This window comes from Acidovorax sp. GW460-11-11-14-LB4, from assembly GCF_059423685.1.
Map to the genome: position 1 here is coordinate 148,936 of NZ_JBWKYJ010000002.1, position 19,647 is coordinate 168,582.

Genomic DNA, 19,647 nt, shown 5'->3' on the forward strand with positions numbered 1-19,647 from the left:
GCCGGGCGCATTGCCGGGCGGGCGTTGGTTGGTGACGTGCTGTGTCAGCTGGCGGGCAGTGGATCCGGTTCCTTCCACGACAGCGCACTGATGGCGATGCACACCACCGGCATGGTGCCGCGCTGCCAGGTGGTGAAGTCCACCTTGTACCCGTAATTGGTGCGAAGGCACAACCGCCCCAGGCGCCGCGTGGCGTGCAGCTGGTACACGCCATTGTGGTGGCGAAGCACCCAGCCCGCGCGGCTGCGGCTGGTGGCTGGGTCGCCCCACACGTCCACGGGCTTGGCGTAGTCGGTCGGGTGGCCCAGTTGCACCGCCAGCGCTGACGCACGATTGCGCAGGCCCAGCCACACCCAGCGCGCCCACCGGCTGCGCGGGTGGTGGTCTGGCGCCCAGTAGCACAGGGCGCGCGCCTCGGGCGTGTCATCCAGCGGGATGGGCAGGGCTACGCCCTGGCCGGTGGCCGGGTCAATCACCCACGTGAACTTGTCGCCGTTGATGCCCACGTCATTGCCCCACCACCTGGCCCAGCGCGGCAGCTCGTCATCCTCCCACCGGGTCCGCAGCAGGGCGAAGGGCACCACCAGCGGCGCCAGCAGGTCAGCGGGCAGCATGACCAGGCCGCGCAGGGATGCACGGCCGAAGCACAGGGCAGCGGCGCGGCGGTGCGCCGTGGGCACATCGGGCAGGCACAGCACACACAGCGCGGGCACGGTGCACCAGATGACGACGACAGCGGCCAGGATGGACAGGCACAACAGCAGGTTCATGGCAATTCTTCCGGTTGAATGGGGGCGGTGAGGATTTCCAGGGCGCGGCCTGGCTCGATGATTCCCAGCGCTTCCAGGCCTTGCACACCCGCCACGGTGGCGGGGTCGTCGAGGTGGATGAACTGGGCGGCGGCTTGGTCTGCCAGCGTGGCGCGCAACGCGGCGGCCTGCATGCGCTGGGCCTCGGGCTGGTCGGGGCGGTCCACGGCCGCCCACTCGATGGCGGCTTTCTCAGCAGGGGTGAAGCGGCGCCGGAATCCCAACACCGACACGATGCGCGACACCTCCACCGGCTGCGGCTCGGGCTCTGGTGGCGGCGCCACGTAGGGCCGCATCACCCAGGCCGTCCCGGTCCAGTTGGCGCGCGGCTGGCCTTCGGTGGTGGTGGTGGATTGCGATGGCGGCGCCATCGGCACGGAGCGCAGGCCATCGGCGGCAGTGCCACCCGCGAACCAGCCGTGCAAGTCGAATTCAAACGGCAAGGTACACCTCCTGTGCGTCGGGGTTAGATTCAAAGCGCGCGGCTGCGGGCATGCCCGCTTGGCTCGTCCCGTTAAAGATCAGGCCGCCACCGCCCACCCGCGTGCGGATAGTGGGCAACGCTTCGAGGCCGCGCCAAAAGGCGGGCAACCACTTGAACTTGGTTCCATCAGTCGCCACTAGCGCAGTCCAGTAGCTGGTGCCATCGGTCAGCTTGACGGGGATGTAAAGCACGCCGCCCATTTCTGCAGCGCTCGCGCCCAGCGCAGTGACGCGCAGGCCGGTGGGCTCCATGTCGCCCACCGTGCCCACCGTCCAGGCGTTGGCATCGTCGGAATAGATGGCCGACAGCGTGCCCTCTGCCATGGTCACCACGATGAACCGGCCGCCCAGCGTGAAGCTATGGCGCGTGCCTGTTGGCAGATTGGTGACTGCTGCAACCAGCCCTGCGGAGTTGGCCCACCCGTCGAGGCCGTTTGCGCTCCACAGTGCCAGGGTTCCGGCCTCGTTGACCACCAGCCAGCGCGCGCCGTTGTGCAGTACCTTGCGCCACATCTGTGCCACTCCAAAGTCTCGGGCGGTTCCTGCAGCGTTTGCGGGCGTGTGGGTGCGGAATGTGCTGTATCCGTAGCCGCTCAGGACATACCCGATTCCACCTGCCGAACAAGTGGATTCATTGGCGCCGACGCTGGCCTGATAGACCCACGTCACGCCGTTGTCGATTGAAGTACGCAACGCGTAGTTGTTCGAATACTGTGTCACTGTCATCAAGAGCGAACCGACCGCCGTGAGTTTTCCGGCCTGCAGCGCGCTGGACGCGTCCACCGGCCGCGCAGTCCATGCCTTGAGGTCCGCTGACGTGTACACGTTGAGGCTTGAGCCACCTTCGGCCACGTACAAAGCCCCGTTGTGCTGGATGTTCTCGTACAGCAACTCGGGCGAGTTCGCGCCGCGCAGACGATAGGGGGCCACATAGCGCACAGACACGCCGGTGAACCGGCCTGCGCCACTCCACAGTGGCCGGGCGCGCATCTGCACGCCCAGGGCGGCGCGCGTGGCCTCGCCCTGGCGCATGGTTTCCGACAGGTTTGCAATGTCCATGGTCATGGGGTGATTTCCTCCACGGCGGTCAGGCCCGACAGGGCGCCGCCCGTGTAGCTCAGGGTTTCGGTTCGGGTGCGGCCGTCATAGACCGTCACCACGGTGGCCAGGCGGCCTTCGGCGTCATAGGCAAGCGTCTGCAGCGCCACCTGGCCGCCCACGGTGGTGGACAGGGTGGCGATGCGGCCCAGGCCGTCGCGGGTGATGGTCTGCAGGCTGGGGCCGTTGGCTGGCCCCAGGCCCAGGTGCGAAGGCTTGAGCGTGACGGCCGGGCCTGGCTGGCCGTTCACCACCCCCACCTTGCTGGCGGTCAGGAATGTGACGGTGGTATTCAGGTTGCCGATGCTGCCCTGCAGCGCGGCCACGGCGGCGGCCAGCTCGGCATCCGTCACGCGGCCTTCGATCAGCGCTGCCAGGGTGTCACAGGCGCTGTCCACCGATGCGAAGGCAGCGCGCAGGCGCAACACGTCCTGTTCCAGCAGGTTCTGCGGGTGGGGCAGTTGCAGCCCAAGGGCGGGGGTGCGGTCATCGGTCATCACAGCACCACCGCCCGCAGGTTGGTCGCCCACGGCCGGGCGTTGAAGCCGCCGTGCACCGTCACGCGCAGGCGCAGCCGCTCGGCTGCGAAGTCCTGCAGCTCGTAGGTCAGCTCCATGACCCCGGCCGTCATCGCGCTGGATGACAGGTAGGGCACTTCCACCCAGGCGGCGCCGGGGGCGTCGGCCTTGGCATGCACCTGCAGCGAGGTGCCTGCGGGCAGATAGGCTTCCAAGGTGGCGCGCACCGTGACCATGCCGCCCGCGCCCAGCATCGGGCTGATGTAGTCGCCCGCATCCTGCAGCGAGCCCACCACCAGCTGCATGCCGGGTTCCAGCACGGCGGCAAAGTTGGCGTCCCCACGCAGGCGGGCTTTCACATTCACCGGGCCGGTGTAGCGGCTGGGTAGCTCCACCACCTGGCCGGGGGCGGCCTGCACGGTGTGGGCAATGCCGGTGGCGGCAATGTCGAACACGCACGCGGCGGCGGTGCTGGGCTGGTGGGCATAGGCTTGCACGCACAGGTCGGTGGCGTCCACCACGTTGACGGTGCCCAGGTCGATGACGCGTTCCGCCTCGCTGTAGCTGGCCGCCAGCAGGGCAAAGGTCAGGTCTTGGTCTTGGTGCGCCGTCCACGTGCTGGCGTTGGAGCTGGAAAGCATCACGCCCACCTGGTAGGGCTGCGATGTGACCCAGCGCAGGGCGTTGGCATCCCAGCCGCCCAACTGCGCCAGGCTCAGCGCCGTGGTGTCGTCGTCGCTCAGCACCACCAGGGCGTATTCGCGCCCGGCCTGCAGCACGATAGGGCTCCACTCTGCCCGGGTGGCGGTGCCGTCCGTCTTGATGGCGGCGGGCAGCAGGCGGGTTTCGGTGAGGATGCGCGCCGTTGGGAAACCGTTCTCTGCCTCGCGCACCTGCACCAGCGCACCTGTGGTGCCCTTGGCAGTGAACCACAGGTCCACCCCCGTGTTGTGCGCGGGCGCGTCCAGCATGAACGTCTGTGCCAGCGGGTCCACGGGCTGCACGCGGAAGTAGATGATCTGCGACATTTCGCGGTCGGTGCGCTCGCCCTGGCCGGTGAACAGGGCAGAAGCCGCGCTGCCGCCCGTGCCCCGGAAGTCCACAGCCTTGGTGCCAGCGGGCACGTTGGCCGGGATGGGGAAGGTTCCCGACAGCACGCCCTGTGCGTTCGCCACCAACGTGCCGCCTGGCAGTGGCTCGGGCACCACCGCTACGCCGTCGAACGTGACGGATTGCAGGGTTTCGCCGGGGCCAAAGTTCAGATCAAAGCGCACATCGATCTGGCGCAGGTATTCCAGCGGCGATGTGGTCTGGCTGCGCACCTTGGCTTCGTCCATGCCCGCGGTGGATGCAAACCAGTTGATCGCCACGCTGGTGGGAAGGCCCCAGGTGTCGTAAACGTCCGTCCAGCGGTCCACCGCAGGCGTGAGCGTGACGGGGCGGGGCAGCGGGTCGAACGCGCTGTAAGGGTTCACCAACATGGAACCCGTGCGCGCCAGCTGCGACAGGGCGGCGCGGTGGGCATAGGCCGGGCTCTGCCGGGTCTTGATGGCCGTGCCGATCTGGTGCACCGTGAAGTTGATCGGCAGGCGCAGGGCGCTGGCCGCAATCAGCGCGGTTTGCGGCTGGCCTGCGTCGCGCATGGCGTTGGACAGCATGGGGTCTGCAAACAGGCCCTTTTTAATGCCCGAGTACCGGCCCGAGATGTCCACGGCCAGGCGCAGCTCGGCCTGGTCCAGCAGGATGCGCGAGATCATGGCGCGGTAGTCCGCAATCTCCGACATGGGCACCATGCGCACGCCGTCCAGTGTGACGCGGCGCTGCGCGTCCCAGGTCTGGTACACCGAAGCGATGGTGAGCACGTTGCCGGGAACCTGGGGGGCGATGGGAATCCAGGGGGCAGGCACACCGCGCACCCACGCAATATCCCCATCGGCCGACAGCGTGAGGCGGTCGATGCGGCGCAACGCGAAGTTATAGGACAACAGCACGGTGGTTCCCGCTACGGCGCCGGTAACGGTCAGGCCGCGCGAGTCCACCTCGGTGGCCGCAACCACGGCGATATAGAGGTAAGTCACCTGATAGGTGCTGCCAGGTGCAGGCTCTGCACCGCCTGCAGCCCAGTCCACCTGCCCGGCCGTCAGCTTGTAGTCGGCGGGGTTGGCGAAGGTGGTGCCGCCTTGCTGGATCAGCTCGATCTGCTGCACGCTGTTGTCGGGCAGCGGGTCGGCCGCACCCACAAAGCCACCGTGCACTACGTCCACCGTGCGCCGCTTGATGATGCGCACCTGCGGCACGCCCACCATGGGCCAGCGGTCGAAGTCGATGCGCTGCGCGCCGTCCGTGGTGGACAGGTGGGGTTCGCTGTCGATCCATTGCAGGTCTGGCAGGGCGTTGAACACCACGCGCCGCCCGCTGGGCAGCTCCAGCGCGGCGCCGTTGATGCGGGCTGCCCCTTCGCCCAGGTTGTAGACCTGTTCGCCCGTGGGCAGGTCGGCCGCCATGCGCAGCTCCATGCCGCGCACGATGTAGGTGCCGCCCGTGCTCGCCACGTCATAGGCCTTGATCGCGGTCGTTACCGCGTCGATGTTGGGTGGCGCTTCCTTCGGCCGCACCCATCCATCCTCAACGGTCCACACCGGGAAGAACTCCCCGGCCTGGCCGCTGCCCTGCACGCCCCAGGCCAGCTGCACGCGCTCGCGTGCGGCGCCGGGTTCCTTGTAGCCGTCAGTCCCCACGGCGGGGTTCAGCAGCTCGGGGTCTTCCAGCTCGGTGACCACATCGCGGGTGAGGTACACGCCCACGAACACCACGCCCACGGTGGCGATCACCAGCGCGGCCGGTGGCACGCCGCGCACGGCGCCCGCCACGTAGATGGCGCCGCTCTCGCAGGTGGTGGCGCCCGTGTCGTGGTTCACGATGATGCCCGCGCCGCTGATGATGGAACCTTCCTTCATCAGGATGCCCGCGATACCCGCGAGCCGGGCATGCATGGCGCGCTGCATTTCGTTCAGCTCGGCACTCTGCAGCACCTTGTCGGCGCGGAACAGGTGGCGGTCGTAGTTCTTGGCCGGGTCGAACCGGTCATAGATGGCGAGTGGGTTTGCGCTCATGGTCAGAAGGGCAGGACGTATTCAAAGGTCTGGCGCACGGCGCCATTGCGGGTGAAGGCAGGCACGCGCTCCAGGGTGTAGAGGCGGCCGGGCTGCGCGATCTGCGCGGGCGTGAAGTAGCGCTGGCCCGCAGGCAGGCCGCCCACCGGGGCCGCGCCGAAGGTGATGCCCAGTTCCCGGATGGTTTCGCCGTCCGCGTCTTCAAAATTGAAGACCACGCGCACGTACAGCCACCGGGTGGGGCCAGCCACCACCGCGTATTTGCTGCCGCTGGGCAGCTCGATTTCTCCGGCCGGGTTGGGCTCCACGTAGCCCACAAACGTGGCAAGGCGGCGGCCCACCTCATCCACCAGGGCGGTGGCGTTGCTGGGCTCGGGCTCGGCCACGGCGTCCCAGGCGGGCAGGCCACGGCCCCAGGCCAAATGCACGGGCTGTGCGGCCATGGCCATGGCCAGGGCAATGCGCCCATCGTCTTGCAGGGTTGCCATCAGTTGCTCTCCGTTGATTTCGATTCGATGAAGACAGGGCGCCAGCGCATGGCGCCCCAGGTTCCGTTCCAGCCCTGCGGCTGGGGCAGGGCGGGGGGCAGTTCGTCCATGGCGTCGGCGGTGCCTGCCAGCTCGGCAGGCGGGGCGCTCCATGGGGTTTCGTCCTGGGTGGCGATGCCTGGCACACCGCCTTCACCCTGAACGCGCACATAGGCGGGGGCCTCGCCCCGCATCAGCTCGCCCAGGCCGCCGAACTCATTGGCGAGCAGCCGGGAGTCCAGGCGCCAGCAGTCCAGCACGGCCTTGTCGTTGCGGGTGAGCTTGGCGACATAGGCGGCGAGGGCACCGGCCTGCGGCTGGCCTGCAGTGCTGGTGGTGGTGCCGGTGTGGCGGATGCCAAAGCTGGCCTTTACCGGTTCGCCGGTTTCCACGCTGATCCACACGCCCGAGGATTCATCGAGCTGGGCTTTGTCCAGCGGCTGGCCGCCATCGAGGCGCAGCGGGCGCCGGTCGTGCGCCCAGTACACGCGCCAGAAGCGCACATGGGCCGGAACCGAAGCGCGCACCACGTGGGCGATGCGGGAGATCTCTGCGGCCGTGGCAGGCCTGCCCAGGTCGATGTGCAGGAATGCACCGGCCTCGCTGATCCGGGCGTCTGGAAAGCCCACCCAGCCCAGCACACGGTGCACGCTGGCAGCCGTTCCGCGTTCCAGCAGCCAGGGCAAGCCTGCTGTTAAAAGCGCATCCACACTGGGGAAGTAGGGGGCGAACTTTGCCACCTGCCACTGCATTGCCAGCCATGGCTGGAATTGCGGGTCAGCGCGCACCTTTGCCGGTTCGATGGCGTCTGCCATGTCACCCCAGGACGGCATGGATTCATCAACCGCGCGTTCTAGCTCGGTGGACTGTGGGGGCAGGATGTGTCGAGCCATGGCTACATCAGCCCCGCGTCGATCAGCTGCACAGTTCCCAGGGTCGGGAATTGATCGCTGAACAGGGTTGTGCTGGCTGGTGGCGCGTCTTCGCCTACATAGTCCACGGCCGCCACTCCATCGGCATGCAGCAAGGTGGTAACCCAACTGCGGGCAACACTGCGGCCCAGGGCTGCGCGTTCTGCAAAGCCGGTTGCCAGGCGCTGCTGCAGTTTCTGCAGCAGATCTGGGGATGCGTCGGCTGTACGCCAGATCCGCGCATGGATGTTCACCGGCCGGGGCGTTGCCGTGCCCACCGTGACCACCACGCCCAGCATGCGGGTGCCTGCAGAGTTGATCGCAGCCGCTACGGCGGCGGGTGTTTCGGTGTCCATGGAGTGCAGCCACAGCACCACGTGCACATAGCCCGGGCGGGGCTGGATGGCATACGCTGCGCGCACGTTGGCGCTGGCGGTCATTGCCACCAGTGCATAGTGCTCTCCCGTGCCCTGGCCCGAAAGGGCGGCAATGCGCAGCTGGATCCGCACCCGCAGGCGCTCGTCGTGCTCGCCCGGCATGCGCGAGACCCCGAACAGGGCGCCCAGGTGGTCCAGATCGGCGCCGGTCGCAAATGCCAGCAGGTGGGCGCGGGCTGCGTCGTTCACCCGTGCGCGGAAAAGCAGCTCGCGGAACGCGAACGACTCCAGCAGCTTCACCAGAGGTTCGGATTCCAGATCCAGCACCGTGGCTGCCTCTGGGTAGCGCGCCAGCAGATCCGCCTTGATATCGGCCACGATGGCCTCGAAGTCGAGCAGCTCCACCACTGCGGGGGATGGCAGGGCGCTGGTGTCCAGAATGCTGCTCATGCCGCACCCCCTGCTGGCACAGTGAGGCTCAGCGCCTGGGGTCGAGCAGCTGCACGGCTTAGGTAGCTGCCGTACACGGTGACCAGCGCGCGTCCGGGGGTGGATGGCTCGCGCTCGATCTCGATGTTCGACACGGCCAGGCGAGGTTCCCAGCGCATCAAGGCACTGGCGGCAGCTGACAGAAGGCGCAGCTGGGTGATCTGGTTGTCCGGTTGATCCACCAGCATGGGCACCTGGCTGCCGTATTCGTGCCGCATCACGCGCGAGCCGATAGGGGTTGTGAGGATGTCCCCCACACTTTGGCGCAGGTGTGCCAGTTCGCCGATGGCCTTGCCGGTGGTGCGGTCCATCATGTTGGGGCCCCTGTCAGGTCAAAGCCCTTCGTCACGCCGGTGTGCTTGTGGTGCACAAGGCTCACGCCTTGGGCCACGATATCCACGTTCGATGTGATCCGGTCGGGGCCGATGGTGAGGACCGCGCCGCCTCCGGTGATCGTCACGGTGGATCCTTCCATGTGCACGCTGGTGTTCGGCGTGCTCAGGGTGATGGACTCCATGCAGTACGCCGTCAGCGCGCCGCGCAGCCACTCGAAATAGTTGTCTTCGTCCCAGTCGGTGCGGTCGCAGGCGGCTTGCTCACTGCCCTGTGGCATGGCGTCGCTATACAGGCCCAACAGCACCACGGCCTGGGCCAGGTCGCCGCCGGGCGCCAGCACGGTGCACTGTTCGCCTACAACAGCTGGATTCCAAGTTCGGCCACCTGCAACGCCACCAGCGCGCAGAGCGATCCAGGGCAGCCAGTCTGTGGTGTTGTCGCCCGTCTTGACGCGAACGCGAGCAGGTGCGGCCAGGCGCACGGCCGCCACCGTTCCTTTGCGCACGATGTTTTCCATGCGCCGCTGGGTTTCATACGGGCTTTCGGGTTGTGGGGTGGGCGAATCCATCCACTGATGGTGTCCGCGCGCGCGTGATAGCGCCAGCGCTTAGGCGTGTGGCAGGCGCCTGCACATGGTCAGCCCTGCAGGTGCTTCATCAGCAGCTGGGTGATGGCCTGCAGATCGGCGTCGGATATGCCCAGCAGCGGGCGCGCGGGGTAGTCGTACTGCGGCGGATCCGGGTGGTTCACAGCGTCGGTTTCGCCGTAGTGGTGCACGCGCGCAATGCGCTGCACGCGGTCGGCAAACGACACGGTGGCCTCGCTCGGTGTGGCTTGGGCGCGCAGGTATTTGGCGGCGGCCAGGCCGCGCATCATGGGGCCTGTCTTGGCGTCCCGCAGGGTCTTGGCGGGCGTTTTGCGCAACTCCCAGGCGGTGCCGTCTGGCCCCTGCTGGGATCGCATGTTCTTTTGCTGGCTGCGCCGCAGCTGCCGGGCCACGTTCAATGCCAGGCGCTGCTGCTCTACTGGGGAAAGGCGCTGCAGAAGCGCGCCCGCCCAGTGCTCCAGCGCCTGCATCGATGTTGCGCCACTCATGGGCTAAACCAGGACTTAGCGGGTGGCGGTGTCAGATCCCACGCGGCCAGCATCCGTTCGTCGCGCAGCCACAGTTCCCAGTGCTCTGGCTTGCACACCGTGCCGATGTGGCAAGGCTCTTCTGGGTGTTCCACCACCAGGCGGTGGGGGGCGTCTGGTGGGGCGGTTGGATCCGGCTTGACTATGGCCCGCTCGGTCAGCTGCAGCTCGATGCCAAAGTCCATCGTCGTGGGGGTCAGCGGCTCCACCCGGAACTTGATGGCATTGCCCCAGCGCTCGGGGTTGTCCATCTGCTCGGACTGATTGCGCTTCATCCAGGCGATGATGGGCACTATCACCGCGTCTGCATGCCCGTCGTAGTCGAGCACGATCACCCGGGCCGTGTACCGCCACTCGAATGACAGGCTGGTGGTTCCTGTGCTCACTACAGTGCCGTTTTCCGCCAGCACGATCAAGCGGTTTGGATCTCTGGCGAGATCTGGCAGGCACTGGGTTAGCAGTGCTTTCAAGCTATTGAGCTTGAGCATTTGCAGCCTCGATCATTGCGCGGGCGCTGTCGTAGGCGCGCTCGCAGGCGAGGCCACGGGCGCGGGCGGTATCAGCGATGTGCGCCAGCTCTCCCGCTCTGTCGTCAGCGCGTCGCTGCAGCTCGGCGAGCAGATCGGCGGGGCCGGTGTCTGGCGTGCACTGGCCTGCAGCGGCGCGAGCCTGGGCGGCGGCACGGTGCTGGGTGAGGTAGTCGGCAAGGTCGCGCTGCAGCCGGTTGCGAGCATCAACAGCGCGCACGCGGCCAGCATCAGCAACAACAAGGGCGGCCTGTGCATCTTCGTGGATCTGGGCAACTTCATCACGGTGGGTGTCTCCGAGTTTTCGATAGCGTTCCGATGTGGTGAGCGCTGCCTGGGCGGTGGCCGCGCGCTCAGCATGCAGGGTGCGTTCTGCATGGGCGGTTTCCAGCCGTGCTTCGGCCAGGCGGATGCTCTGCATTGCCAAGGCGAACCCCAGGCCCAGCCCGAGGGCGAGCGCGGTATATTTCCAGGCGTTGGCGCGTAGGGTGGTGAGCATGTCAGCAGATCCCGTGCGGGTGGCCGCCGCAGAATGTGAAATAGGCAGCCGTGAGGGCGGTGGCAGCCAGCACCACCACCACCAGGGCAACTACTGCCAGGGTCTTGAGGATTTTTTTCATTGCATCGCCATGCAGTCCGCATGCCTCTTTTGTTGCCGGGTCCACACGCCCTTGCAGCCCTTCGGCCCCCAGTTCTGGGGCAGGCGGCAATCCCGGCCGTTCTGAAACCGCCAAGCGGGCAGGGCCTGGCAGGCGCGCACGTATTCCCCGGCCAGCAGGTGGCGGCGCATGGAGCTGGTGCGCCAGTTGCCAATGCCGTACTGGCCGACAAAGTCCAGATACAGGTCATATTCGCCCGGGTAGAGCGACACGCCGGGCAAGCTGGCCTTGAACCGTGTTTCTTCCTCGCTGTGCAGGTTGCGCGCCAGCTGCTGGGCACGCTCGCGCGTGATGGGGGCATCTGACAGGCGCACGGGCGTGCCGTCTTCGTAGCGGGTGGACCCGTGGCCGATGGTTGGCACGTCGCCTGCTGTGGGCACGTAGGGGTGATGCACCACTGCGCCATCGGCTCGCACGCTGGTGGGGCCGTCTCCTTCTTCTTGCTGCCATGCCGCAAAGCCTGCGGCCGACAGGGTGAGGGCAGCGACGGCAATGCGTGCAATGGCTTGTTTCGTGGTCATCTCTTACCCCCCTTGGTGGGCTTGATCCAGTCGTACATCCAGAGCAGGCCGACTACCAGCAGGATGAAGGGCGCAAGCGGCCACAGCCACCACTTGTTCCAGTTCCCGTCCATCACTCGGCCTTCACTTCTACGCCCTGCGCAGCCCGGCGCCAGCGCCATGCCAGCCAGCCGATCTGCATCAGCAGATAAACGATGGTCAGGGCCGCCACTGTGTGGTTGATGGTCCAGCCTTCCGCAATGGACTTGCCCAGAACCACCAGCGGGGGGGTAGCTTTGACGCCCTCGGTCAGCGCGTCCTTGATTACTTCTCTTGCCATGGGGTCAATCCCAAAGTTGTATGAGTTTGCGAGGGGCCACGGGCGCGGCCACCAGCGTGACGGATTCACCTGCACCCAGCCCAGCGGCGCGCTTGGCAAGGCCTGGCGTTGCGGCCAGCGTGGCCTCCACCGTGCCAGCGGTGCGGCCCAGATGGCGATGGCACAGGCCTGCCAGCGTGTCGTGCTCATGCGCGCGCACGGTGGTGGTGGGGGTGGTGGCGCTTGCCATGGGTTAGATCAGCTCGATGGTGCTGCGCGCAATGCCCAGCATGTCGCTGATGGCCCACCGCTGGCGGCGGCGGTGTTCATCGATCTGCACCTGCAGGGACTCCAGCACCCGGGCTTCCTTTCCCATGCCTGCGGGCAAGGTGTCCTGTGCGCGGTTGGCTTCTGCCAGGTCTGCCTGCAGGCACGCATGGACGGCCCGCCGGTAGCGCAGCACCTGTGCCGATTCGCCGCCCACCTGCGGGGCAGGCACATCAGCCAGGGCCGCATATCCCCAGCGCGTGCGCTGTTCGGTGGCCCAGGCCTGCAGCTCGCCGTTCACGGCCAGCATTGCAGCCTGCAGCGCGGGAATCAGCCTGGCAGTCGTGACGGTGCCATCCAGCAGGCACGCGGCACGCACTGCAGCGGGGTCCATGTCAGGCATCCACCCATCGTTTTGCACGGTGGGTTCTGCTGCTGGCTTGGGTGGGTTGATCGTTGCGACAAAGGACATGATGGGGAATCAGGTTGGCGGTGGTCGGGGGCCTTGCAGGTGTTGATGCACCGGGGTGCTGGCACTTGCGCGGCCCCCGAGCCGCCAGGGTGCGGGGTACGCTCTTTTGGGATGGCCGGGTTCAGGCGCTGGCGCCCTTGTCCGGCCCTCCATCGTTGGGGGGGGAGTCAGCTTTTTTGAGCTGATCCACGGCGCGCTCCAGGCGCTCGATATCCTTTTTCACGCCCACCTTGTCGTTCAGATCCATGGCGCGGCGCAGGTGCTTTAGGGCGATACCGGCAACGTCTGGCGGCAGATCCTTGGGGTCTGCGTCGTTCGTGCTGGTCTTGCCCATGCAGGCCCAGCCGATGGCCTTGTGCAGCTTCGCCCGGGCCTGGTCGTGCGCGTCATGGTCCTGGGTGAGCATGTCCACCTTGGCGAGGTAGGCCAGCGCGTCGGGGCCGGTCAACTTGCCAGCAATGGCGGCTTCGCTCACTTCGTCCAGTAGCAGGGTGGGCAGCGTGCGCTGGTATTGATCTGGCAGGGCCACGGCGTGGCGCAGCGCGTATTCCGCAAGGGCGAGCGCCTGCGCGAAGTTGCCCACGTCGATGTGCCACACCAGCAGGGTTCCTACCACCACATCCTGGCCGCCAGCGTCGGCCTGCAGCACCCCGTCAAGGTACGCTTCAAAGTCGCCCAGCATGGTTCGCTTGGCTTCGATCTTGCGTTCCACCGATTGGATATTTTTCAGCGTGCGCATGTGCGCGTACAGCTGGGCTTTCATCAGTTCGTAGGCGGTGCCGGTTGGCTCGCCGTGTGGATCTTCGGCGCCAGTGGCGGCGGCCGCAGCGGCCAGCACCATGAGCCGGTGCCGTTGTGCTGGTGTTTGACGCATAGGGCTTTCTCACAGGTTGGGCCGCCGCACAGGTGGCAAGCGGCCCAGGGTTTCAGATGGCGATCAGGTCAGGCGGTACCGGCTCAGGGGGCCGGTGCGTCCAACACTTCGATGTTTTCCACCAGGGCGCACAGGCCGTAGTCTTCGATCACGTAAGCGTCGTTGCTGGACTCGAAGAACGCCACGCGGTCGCGTTCTGGCTGGTCCACCACTGCACGGCGGCGGGCGCCGTCTTGGTAGTAGATGGACAGGTTGTCCAGGCGCGTTACCAGCACCTTGCCCGCCGGGAAATGAGGCGCCACCATGCCCTGCAGGCCGCCCAGGCGTCGCTGGCTGATGACGATGTCAGAGGCCAGGCGTTCGGTGGGCGCGTCGTTGTCGGCCACCAGCGGATACAGCTTGTCGTGCATGAGGTCGCGCCCCACGATGGCTACCAGAAGCGGGTCTTCTGCGAACCACGGATCCAGCAGCTGCTTGTAGGCGTCGTAGACCAGCGCATCGAGGTTCTTGTAGTCCGCGCTCGGGTCAGTGCCGTAGGTCACCTTGTTGGCGACAGCGCCTTGCTTCATCACACGGGCGGCGGCGTTGGCGCGCAGCTTCTGCAGCCAGCCGATATTCACGTCCTGCAGCAGCGGGTTCGCGGCGCGGTTGGTGGTGGCGGCTGCGCTGGTGCCGTTGAAACCAATCATGATGCGATCCAGCGCGCAGCGCTGCAGGACCGAATCACGCACGCGGTTCTGGAAGTCAGGGAACTTTGCCCAGGCGTCCAGCGTGGCATAGCGCAGGTGCGTGTCGTAGTTGGTTTGCTTGCAGGCGTATCCATCATCGGCAATCGAGGTGGCGTCCTGCGTGGTGCGGGTGCCGTTGCCGCTGGTGTCGGTGCGGCTGGCGATGGTGCCGGACACGCCCAGGCCCAGCTTTTCGCCGGTCTGTTCGCTCACGCCGATGATGTTGATGCGTTTCAGGAACTCGCTGGATTCCTGAATGCGGGTTTCCAGCTTCTGCTGCACGCTGGGGGAGGCCGCGAACTTTTCAGTGGCGCTGGGCACACCGTTGAGTTTTGCCTGCTGTTCCAGGTAGCCATTGAAGGCGAGGCGGGTAGGGTTGCGCATGTGTGGTGCTCTCGGGTAGTGAATCGATTGGGTGGTTCGGGTTTTCAGCAGTCGGCCAGCACGGAACCTGCACCGCCTGTGGCTTCTGGGCGGCTTGCACCGCCGGGGGTGTTGTTGAGCTTCTTCACCGTCTCGGTGAAGTCGGACTGCAGCTTGTTGAACTTCGCGGTCAGATCGCTCAGCGCAGTGGCGTCTTTGGCCTGCTGTTCAGCAAATGCCTGCATCACCGTGGTGGCCTGCGTCAGTGCTGCCTGCACGTTGGCATCCACCACACCAGCGCTGTGCTGCACGGGTTTGGGGTCCGCTGGTGGCTGGGTGCCGGTGATCTTTTCCAGTGTCTTGCTGAACATGGCGACGACTGCGGCCAGTGCGCCGCTTTCGCCTGCCGGTGCCGCGTCTTCAAATTCCAGCTCCAGGGGCACCGCTTCGCTGAACAGCGCTGCCTTGTCGGTCTTGCGGGCGGCCAGAGGGTTGGCGCTGGCGCCTGCAGCAAACGCCAGCATCTCGGTGCCCAGGCTGGCGGGGCTGTCCGTCACGGCCAGGCCGGACAGGTAGGCTTCGCCGCTGTCGGCAAACTCGGGGTGGACTTCGATGGACGTGTAGAGCTTCTGCTTTTTCTTGTTCAGCTCCACCAGGGCGGGCAGCGGCTCGATCTGTGCGAACAGCGCGCGCTTGCCGTCTTCAACGGTGCGGGCTTCAACCGCGATCACGTCGCCCAAGGCGTCGAACGGGCCGCCGGGAACGGTGCCCCGGTAGTGCTCCAGCCAAACGCGGGCACCGTACTTTGTACGGTCGAAGTTCTTGCCCATCTGATCGATCCAGCTGCGTTCGATCTTGCGGCCGTCAGTGGTGGCGCCCTCGGTTGCCACGCGGAAAAATTTCGACTTGCTTGCCATGTTGGTGGGTCCGGTAGTTGGTTGCTAAATGGCCCACACGTTGCGGTTTGCGGGCAGGTGTCTATGGTTGCCCGGCCCCTGTGCTGCGGCAATCGCTTTGCCCTGTGGCTGCGCTTTGCACAGTGCTAAGGGGGTGCGCGCGCGCGGGGTGCGCCCTACGCTCCATGGCTTATGACTGCCACCACGGCCGCCCCGGGCGCCCACGCCAATCCATTTCCGTTTCCCGCTGATGTCGGCTCTGCCGGTTCTGACCCGGCGGGCGCGCAGCTGCTCAGCGATCTGGTGGACGGTGGCGCAGGGTCGCGCAGGCATGCCCGCGCCCTGTACTGGATGGGGTGGCGAATCACCCACATCGCCGATTACCTGGGCGTGCCCCGCACCACGCTGCATGAATGGGCGAAGTCGGAAAAGTGGGCAGAGGCGAAGCCCTTGGAAAGGGTGGAAGGCACGCTGGAAGCCCGGCTGTGCGCGCTTATCAACAAGGATGGCAAGACGGGCGGCGACTTCAAGGAAATCGACTTACTGGGCCGCCAGATCGAGCGCATGGCCCGGGTGCACCACTACGAAAAAACGGGCAAGGAATCGGACCTGAACCCGGAGATCCGCAAGCGCAACGATGGACCCAAGAAGCGGCCAGAGCGCAACCACTTCACCGAAGACCAGGTGGAAAAGCTGAAAGAGGCGTTCCTTGATGAGCTGTTCGGCTATCAGCTGACCTGGTGGCAGAACATCCTGCAGCGCACGCGGGCCATTCTGAAAAGCCGCCAGATCGGGGCCACGTTCTACTTTGCGCGCGAGGCCTTGATAGATGCGCTAGAGACTGGGCGCAACCAGATTTTTCTATCTGCGAGCAAGGCCCAGGCCCACGTCTTCAAGCAATACATCCGGTCGTTTGCCCATCAAGTCTGTGATGTTGAGCTGGCTGGTGATCCCATCGTGTTGAGCAACGGCGCGGAACTGCACTTCCTGGGCACCAGCGCCCGCACTGCGCAGAGTTACCACGGGAATCTTTACTTCGATGAGTTCTTTTGGACCCACAATTTCACAGAGCTGAACAAGGTTGCCAGCGGCATGTCCATGCACAAGAAGTGGCGCAAAACCTACTTCTCCACGCCCAGCAGCATCCAGCACCAGGCGTATGAGTTTTGGAGCGGCGAGCGGATCAACCGCAAGCGCTCCAAGGCTGACCGCATCGAAATCGACATCACCCACGACAGGCTGTCCAGGGGATTCACCGGCGAGGACAAGATCTGGCGCCAGATCGTCACGATCTTGGACGCAGAGGCGGGCGGCTGCGATCTTTTTGACTTGGACGAACTTCGCTTTGAGTACAGCGACGAGGAGTTCGACAACCTGCTGATGTGCGGGTTCGTGGACGAATCGTTTTCTTCGTTTCCCCTGGCCGAACTGCTGCGCTGTCATGTGGACAGCTGGGAAGCGTGGACTGACTGGAAGCCGCACACCCAGCGCCCGCTGGCGTGGAAGCCGGTGTGGGTTGGCTATGACCCCAGCCACACGGGCGACGCGGCGGGCCTGGTGGTACTGGCGCCGCCAGAGCAGCCGGGTGGGAAATTTCGGGTGCTGGAGCGCATGCAGTTCAAGGGCGCCGATTTCGAGGCTCAGGCCGCAGAGATCAGGAAGGTGACCCTTCGCTACAACGTGGCAAACATCGTGATCGATACCACTGGCCTGGGCGAAGGGGTGTTCCAGATCGTGAAGCAGTTTTTCCCGGCCGTGCGTGGCCTGCGCTACTCGGCGGATTCCAAGGCGCGCCTTGTGTTGAAGGCGCAGAGCGTTATTCGTGCGGGTCGCCTGCAGTTTGACGCGGGCGATGTGGATCTGCAGCGCAGCTTCATGGCAATCAAACGCGAGGTGACGGGCAGCGGGCGCGGCGTTACCTACGCGGCCGGGCGCAGCAATGACGCGGGCCACGCTGATCTGGCTTGGGCCTGCATGAACGCACTGGATATGGAACCGCTGGAAGTCACCGCCACGGGCGGGGCTGTTCGCAGCATTTTGGAGATCAACTAGATGAGCACTGAACACACGCCTGCAAAGGCTGAACAGCCAGTTTCTGCCACAAACTCAGCGGCGCCGCAGGCCTTTACCTTTGGTGAGCCCGAAGCGGTGATGGATCGCCGCGAGATCCTCGATTACGTGGAGTGCTGGCTGAACGGCAACTGGTACGAAACTCCGATTTCTTTCGATGGCTTGGCGCGCAGCCTGCGGGCTGCAACGCACCACGGCAGCGCGGTGCACTTCAAGGCCCAGGTGTTGGCGAGCACTTTCCGCCCGCACAAACTGCTGTCGCGTGGCACGGTGCACAAGTTGGCGTTGGACTTCATCACCTTTGGCAATTGCTACCTTGAACGGGTGCCCAGCCGGTTGGGCGACACGATGGAGTTTCGCCACTCGCTGGCCCGGTACACGCGACGCGGCAAGGCGGCGGGCAGCTACTGGTTCGTGCGCGGCTGGCAGCAGGAACACGAATTCCCAGCGGGCTCCATCTGCCATGTGATCGAGCCGGATGTGAATCAGGAGATCTATGGGCTGCCCCAGTACCTGGCCGCGCTGCAGTCGGCCTGGCTGAATGAGTCGGCGACGCTGTTTCGGCGCCGCTATTACAACAACGGCAGCCACGCGGGTTTCATCCTTTACCTCACGGATCCCGCACAGAACCAGGATGACGTGGACGCCATGCGCGCGGCCCTCAAAAGCTCCAAAGGCGTGGGCAACTTCCGCAACCTCTTTTACTACTCGCCCAACGGCAAAGAAAAAGGGATTCAGCTGATCCCCATCGGCGAGGCCGCTGCAAAGGACGAGTTTTTCAACATCAAGAACGTGAGCCGTGATGACCAGCTGGCCGCCCACCGCGTGCCCCCGCAGCTCATGGGCGTGGTGCCTGCGAACGCGGGCGGCTTTGGCGATGTTGTCAACGCGGCGAAGGTGTTTGCTCGCAATGAGATCCAGCCGCTGCAGACGATCCTGGCTACGGCGATCAATACGTGGGCCGGTGAAACAGTGGCGGCATTCGACCCCTACCAGCTGCCGTCTATTGAGCCCGCAGAGGGGGGCGGGCTGGTGAAGTAGCCCGCGCCCCTGCTCCAGAATGGTGCCTTCACAACTGAGGGAACCATGAAGCATCACATTTCAATTTCATTGGCACTTCTGGCCGCTGCAGCGGCCAGCACGGCGGCAGCGCAGGATATGGCCGCTGGTGCAAAGCTGGCGCGGGAAACCATGGACCTTATCAGCCTGCAAGATCACATGATGGTCACCGCGATCCGGCAGAAGAATGATCGAAAAGGAGCAGCTGATTACCAGCGCTTCATCATCTATCCCATCGAGCGGCTGTCAGATCGGTGGAGCGGCCAGCCACCGACAGTAAAGGTTCATTTCGTGGCCTGCGCGACTGCGCTGCAGGAACATGAGAACCACGCGCGCGACAGTTTTAAGGCTGGGCAGATTGGCAAGCCCAGCAGCTTGCGAGGCCAGGCGGTCGAGACTTGCCGCGCAACCATAGGCCACCCCGGTGGAGCAGCGCAAAAGTAGGCCGCCTACCTGTCTAAGCTCTCTTGCGCGGCCTGCAGCCGTTCGTTCAGCGGCTCCAGCAGCGCAGAGACATGGGCGCAACTGACCATGGCTGCGCCTGCTTTGCTCAGCAGCGCCGTGAGGGCATCCAGCTGCGCGCAGGCCTGCGCCATGGACGTGACAGGATCTGCATCACCTGTCGAGGGCAATTCGGGCGTGTTCTTCATAGCCCAATTGTCTGGGACCGTCCACTGAAAAACACCCTCGATAAGTGCCCGTTTTGGGCACATTAAGCCCAAATCCTGAAAAAAGTGGCACCTGCTGATCCAGTTCATCGATCAGAGGCGGTGTCTAGGTCCGAAAGAAGGGGCCGCAGCAGCTCCCGCAGGTGGCTTGCTGGCACAGGCGCATCAGCCGCAACCCCCAGCAGATAGTCAATCGCGGCGAGGGATCGGTACGCATCCGTAATCACGCCCTCCGCGTCAATGGTCACCTGCAGTCTGTCGGAACTCTCTTTCACTTGCTCTCCCTTGTTACTGTATGAAAACACAGTATCCAGAAAGAGGGCGTGTCAGTCAATGACAGTAATCACCACCCAGTGGAATGCCCTCATGGCGCAAAAGGTATGGCGGGGTTCGACGGCTCAGGCGTGACACGCACAGGCCCCGGGCAATCAGCGCCACGTCGTCTTCGGC

The 19,647-nt window shown here is 65.4% G+C and carries 24 protein-coding genes; 3 read left to right on the forward strand and 21 right to left on the reverse strand.

Translation table 11 applies throughout. From position 1 onward, the window contains the following. Window positions 1–44: 44 nt before the first annotated feature. From AC07X4_RS02300 to AC07X4_RS02395, 20 genes are all read right to left on the reverse strand, one after another. Window positions 45–770 carry a DUF7338 family protein gene (locus AC07X4_RS02300; RefSeq protein WP_494739088.1) on the reverse strand — a complete coding sequence of 242 codons (726 nt, stop codon included), beginning with the start codon at window positions 768–770 and terminating at the stop codon, window positions 45–47. Beyond that, window positions 767–1,252: a hypothetical protein gene (locus AC07X4_RS02305; RefSeq protein WP_494739089.1), complete on the reverse strand. Its 486-nt coding sequence runs from the start codon at window positions 1,250–1,252 to the stop codon at window positions 767–769. Before AC07X4_RS02305 ends, AC07X4_RS02300 begins: the two co-directional genes overlap by 4 nt. Beyond that, window positions 1,242–2,357, reverse strand: coding sequence for a hypothetical protein (locus AC07X4_RS02310; RefSeq protein WP_494739090.1), 1,116 nt, complete (start codon window positions 2,355–2,357; stop codon window positions 1,242–1,244). The genes AC07X4_RS02305 and AC07X4_RS02310 overlap by 11 nt, the downstream gene beginning before the upstream one ends. After that, a complete protein-coding gene (locus AC07X4_RS02315; RefSeq protein WP_494739091.1) occupies window positions 2,354–2,920 on the reverse strand; it encodes a hypothetical protein in 567 nt (188 codons plus the stop codon). The genes AC07X4_RS02310 and AC07X4_RS02315 overlap by 4 nt, the downstream gene beginning before the upstream one ends. Continuing rightward, window positions 2,887–6,021, reverse strand: a complete 3,135-nt coding sequence (locus AC07X4_RS02320) for a DUF4815 domain-containing protein (RefSeq protein WP_494739092.1) — start codon at window positions 6,019–6,021, stop codon at window positions 2,887–2,889. Before AC07X4_RS02320 ends, AC07X4_RS02315 begins: the two co-directional genes overlap by 34 nt. A 2-nt stretch (window positions 6,022–6,023) precedes the next feature. After that, window positions 6,024–6,509 (reverse strand): BW3TFN family phage tail fiber component, encoded by a 486-nt coding sequence (locus tag AC07X4_RS02325; protein WP_044402177.1) that lies wholly within the window; start codon window positions 6,507–6,509, stop codon window positions 6,024–6,026. Further along, window positions 6,509–7,441 (reverse strand): phage tail protein, encoded by a 933-nt coding sequence (locus AC07X4_RS02330; protein ID WP_494739093.1) that lies wholly within the window; start codon window positions 7,439–7,441, stop codon window positions 6,509–6,511. Before AC07X4_RS02330 ends, AC07X4_RS02325 begins: the two co-directional genes overlap by 1 nt. A 2-nt stretch (window positions 7,442–7,443) precedes the next feature. Further along, window positions 7,444–8,286 (reverse strand): baseplate assembly protein, encoded by an 843-nt coding sequence (locus AC07X4_RS02335; RefSeq protein WP_494739094.1) that lies wholly within the window; start codon window positions 8,284–8,286, stop codon window positions 7,444–7,446. Beyond that, complete coding sequence (locus tag AC07X4_RS02340) at window positions 8,283–8,639, reverse strand: GPW/gp25 family protein (protein WP_346408284.1); 357 nt, start codon at window positions 8,637–8,639, stop codon at window positions 8,283–8,285. The genes AC07X4_RS02335 and AC07X4_RS02340 overlap by 4 nt, the downstream gene beginning before the upstream one ends. Continuing rightward, the gene (locus AC07X4_RS02345) at window positions 8,636–9,229 is read right to left on the reverse strand and encodes a phage baseplate assembly protein V (protein ID WP_494739095.1); all 594 of its coding nucleotides are present in this window, start codon (window positions 9,227–9,229) and stop codon (window positions 8,636–8,638) included. The genes AC07X4_RS02340 and AC07X4_RS02345 overlap by 4 nt, the downstream gene beginning before the upstream one ends. 68 nt (window positions 9,230–9,297) lie before the next feature. Beyond that, entirely contained in the window at window positions 9,298–9,756 is a 459-nt protein-coding gene (locus AC07X4_RS02350; protein WP_494739096.1) for a phage virion morphogenesis protein, read from the reverse strand. Further along, entirely contained in the window at window positions 9,753–10,283 is a 531-nt protein-coding gene (locus AC07X4_RS02355; RefSeq protein WP_494739097.1) for a phage tail protein, read from the reverse strand. The genes AC07X4_RS02350 and AC07X4_RS02355 overlap by 4 nt, the downstream gene beginning before the upstream one ends. Continuing rightward, the gene (locus AC07X4_RS02360; protein ID WP_494739098.1) at window positions 10,267–10,821 is read right to left on the reverse strand and encodes a DUF2514 family protein; all 555 of its coding nucleotides are present in this window, start codon (window positions 10,819–10,821) and stop codon (window positions 10,267–10,269) included. Before AC07X4_RS02360 ends, AC07X4_RS02355 begins: the two co-directional genes overlap by 17 nt. 117 nt (window positions 10,822–10,938) lie before the next feature. Continuing rightward, complete coding sequence (locus tag AC07X4_RS02365; RefSeq protein ID WP_494739099.1) at window positions 10,939–11,502, reverse strand: glycoside hydrolase family protein; 564 nt, start codon at window positions 11,500–11,502, stop codon at window positions 10,939–10,941. A 112-nt stretch (window positions 11,503–11,614) separates the two neighbouring features. After that, on the reverse strand, window positions 11,615–11,821 hold the full coding sequence (locus AC07X4_RS02370) for a hypothetical protein (RefSeq protein WP_494739100.1): 207 nt from the start codon (window positions 11,819–11,821) through the stop codon (window positions 11,615–11,617). Window positions 11,822–11,825: 4 nt separating this feature from the next. Next, window positions 11,826–12,050, reverse strand: a complete 225-nt coding sequence (locus AC07X4_RS02375) for a tail protein X (RefSeq protein ID WP_494739101.1) — start codon at window positions 12,048–12,050, stop codon at window positions 11,826–11,828. Window positions 12,051–12,053: 3 nt separating this feature from the next. Continuing rightward, a complete protein-coding gene (locus tag AC07X4_RS02380) occupies window positions 12,054–12,539 on the reverse strand; it encodes a head completion/stabilization protein (protein WP_494739102.1) in 486 nt (161 codons plus the stop codon). A 121-nt stretch (window positions 12,540–12,660) separates the two neighbouring features. Next, a complete protein-coding gene (gpM, locus tag AC07X4_RS02385) occupies window positions 12,661–13,413 on the reverse strand; it encodes a phage terminase small subunit (RefSeq protein ID WP_494739103.1) in 753 nt (250 codons plus the stop codon). An 83-nt stretch (window positions 13,414–13,496) separates the two neighbouring features. After that, window positions 13,497–14,525, reverse strand: a complete 1,029-nt coding sequence (locus tag AC07X4_RS02390; RefSeq protein ID WP_494739104.1) for a phage major capsid protein, P2 family — start codon at window positions 14,523–14,525, stop codon at window positions 13,497–13,499. Window positions 14,526–14,569: 44 nt separating this feature from the next. Beyond that, the gene (locus AC07X4_RS02395) at window positions 14,570–15,421 is read right to left on the reverse strand and encodes a GPO family capsid scaffolding protein (protein WP_494739105.1); all 852 of its coding nucleotides are present in this window, start codon (window positions 15,419–15,421) and stop codon (window positions 14,570–14,572) included. A 171-nt stretch (window positions 15,422–15,592) separates the two neighbouring features. On the opposite strand from AC07X4_RS02395, the gene AC07X4_RS02400 reads away from it, so the two are divergent. From AC07X4_RS02400 to AC07X4_RS02410, 3 genes are read left to right on the forward strand one after another with little or no spacing between them, the layout of a single operon-like run. Beyond that, window positions 15,593–17,452 carry a terminase large subunit domain-containing protein gene (locus AC07X4_RS02400; protein WP_494739106.1) on the forward strand — a complete coding sequence of 620 codons (1,860 nt, stop codon included), beginning with the start codon at window positions 15,593–15,595 and terminating at the stop codon, window positions 17,450–17,452. After that, window positions 17,453–18,511 carry a phage portal protein gene (locus AC07X4_RS02405; protein WP_494739107.1) on the forward strand — a complete coding sequence of 353 codons (1,059 nt, stop codon included), beginning with the start codon at window positions 17,453–17,455 and terminating at the stop codon, window positions 18,509–18,511. Window positions 18,512–18,556: 45 nt separating this feature from the next. After that, entirely contained in the window at window positions 18,557–18,973 is a 417-nt protein-coding gene (locus AC07X4_RS02410) for a hypothetical protein (protein WP_494739108.1), read from the forward strand. Window positions 18,974–18,978: 5 nt separating this feature from the next. On the opposite strand, the gene AC07X4_RS02415 is transcribed toward AC07X4_RS02410, so the two are convergent. Continuing rightward, window positions 18,979–19,179: a hypothetical protein gene (locus tag AC07X4_RS02415; protein ID WP_494739109.1), complete on the reverse strand. Its 201-nt coding sequence runs from the start codon at window positions 19,177–19,179 to the stop codon at window positions 18,979–18,981. Window positions 19,180–19,647: the final 468 nt, after the last annotated feature.

Bases quoted from the DNA above. Each gene is read 5' to 3' on its own strand.
- AC07X4_RS02300 (WP_494739088.1), bottom strand. From the start codon at position 770: ATGAACCTGCTGTTGTGCCTGTCCATCCTGGCCGCTGTCGTCGTCATC.
- AC07X4_RS02310 (WP_494739090.1), bottom strand. From the start codon at position 2,357: ATGACCATGGACATTGCAAACCTGTCGGAAACCATGCGCCAGGGCGAG.
- AC07X4_RS02320 (WP_494739092.1), bottom strand. From the start codon at position 6,021: ATGAGCGCAAACCCACTCGCCATCTATGACCGGTTCGACCCGGCCAAG.
- AC07X4_RS02325 (WP_044402177.1), bottom strand. From the start codon at position 6,509: ATGGCAACCCTGCAAGACGATGGGCGCATTGCCCTGGCCATGGCCATG.
- AC07X4_RS02330 (WP_494739093.1), bottom strand. From the start codon at position 7,441: ATGGCTCGACACATCCTGCCCCCACAGTCCACCGAGCTAGAACGCGCG.
- AC07X4_RS02335 (WP_494739094.1), bottom strand. From the start codon at position 8,286: ATGAGCAGCATTCTGGACACCAGCGCCCTGCCATCCCCCGCAGTGGTG.
- AC07X4_RS02340 (WP_346408284.1), bottom strand. From the start codon at position 8,639: ATGATGGACCGCACCACCGGCAAGGCCATCGGCGAACTGGCACACCTG.
- AC07X4_RS02345 (WP_494739095.1), bottom strand. From the start codon at position 9,229: ATGGATTCGCCCACCCCACAACCCGAAAGCCCGTATGAAACCCAGCGG.
- AC07X4_RS02350 (WP_494739096.1), bottom strand. From the start codon at position 9,756: ATGAGTGGCGCAACATCGATGCAGGCGCTGGAGCACTGGGCGGGCGCG.
- AC07X4_RS02355 (WP_494739097.1), bottom strand. From the start codon at position 10,283: ATGCTCAAGCTCAATAGCTTGAAAGCACTGCTAACCCAGTGCCTGCCA.
- AC07X4_RS02360 (WP_494739098.1), bottom strand. From the start codon at position 10,821: ATGCTCACCACCCTACGCGCCAACGCCTGGAAATATACCGCGCTCGCC.
- AC07X4_RS02365 (WP_494739099.1), bottom strand. From the start codon at position 11,502: ATGACCACGAAACAAGCCATTGCACGCATTGCCGTCGCTGCCCTCACC.
- AC07X4_RS02370 (WP_494739100.1), bottom strand. From the start codon at position 11,821: ATGGCAAGAGAAGTAATCAAGGACGCGCTGACCGAGGGCGTCAAAGCT.
- AC07X4_RS02375 (WP_494739101.1), bottom strand. From the start codon at position 12,050: ATGGCAAGCGCCACCACCCCCACCACCACCGTGCGCGCGCATGAGCAC.
- AC07X4_RS02380 (WP_494739102.1), bottom strand. From the start codon at position 12,539: ATGTCCTTTGTCGCAACGATCAACCCACCCAAGCCAGCAGCAGAACCC.
- gpM (WP_494739103.1), bottom strand. From the start codon at position 13,413: ATGCGTCAAACACCAGCACAACGGCACCGGCTCATGGTGCTGGCCGCT.
- AC07X4_RS02390 (WP_494739104.1), bottom strand. From the start codon at position 14,525: ATGCGCAACCCTACCCGCCTCGCCTTCAATGGCTACCTGGAACAGCAG.
- AC07X4_RS02395 (WP_494739105.1), bottom strand. From the start codon at position 15,421: ATGGCAAGCAAGTCGAAATTTTTCCGCGTGGCAACCGAGGGCGCCACC.
- AC07X4_RS02400 (WP_494739106.1), top strand. From the start codon at position 15,593: ATGACTGCCACCACGGCCGCCCCGGGCGCCCACGCCAATCCATTTCCG.
- AC07X4_RS02405 (WP_494739107.1), top strand. From the start codon at position 17,453: ATGAGCACTGAACACACGCCTGCAAAGGCTGAACAGCCAGTTTCTGCC.
- AC07X4_RS02410 (WP_494739108.1), top strand. From the start codon at position 18,557: ATGAAGCATCACATTTCAATTTCATTGGCACTTCTGGCCGCTGCAGCG.
- AC07X4_RS02415 (WP_494739109.1), bottom strand. From the start codon at position 19,179: ATGAAGAACACGCCCGAATTGCCCTCGACAGGTGATGCAGATCCTGTC.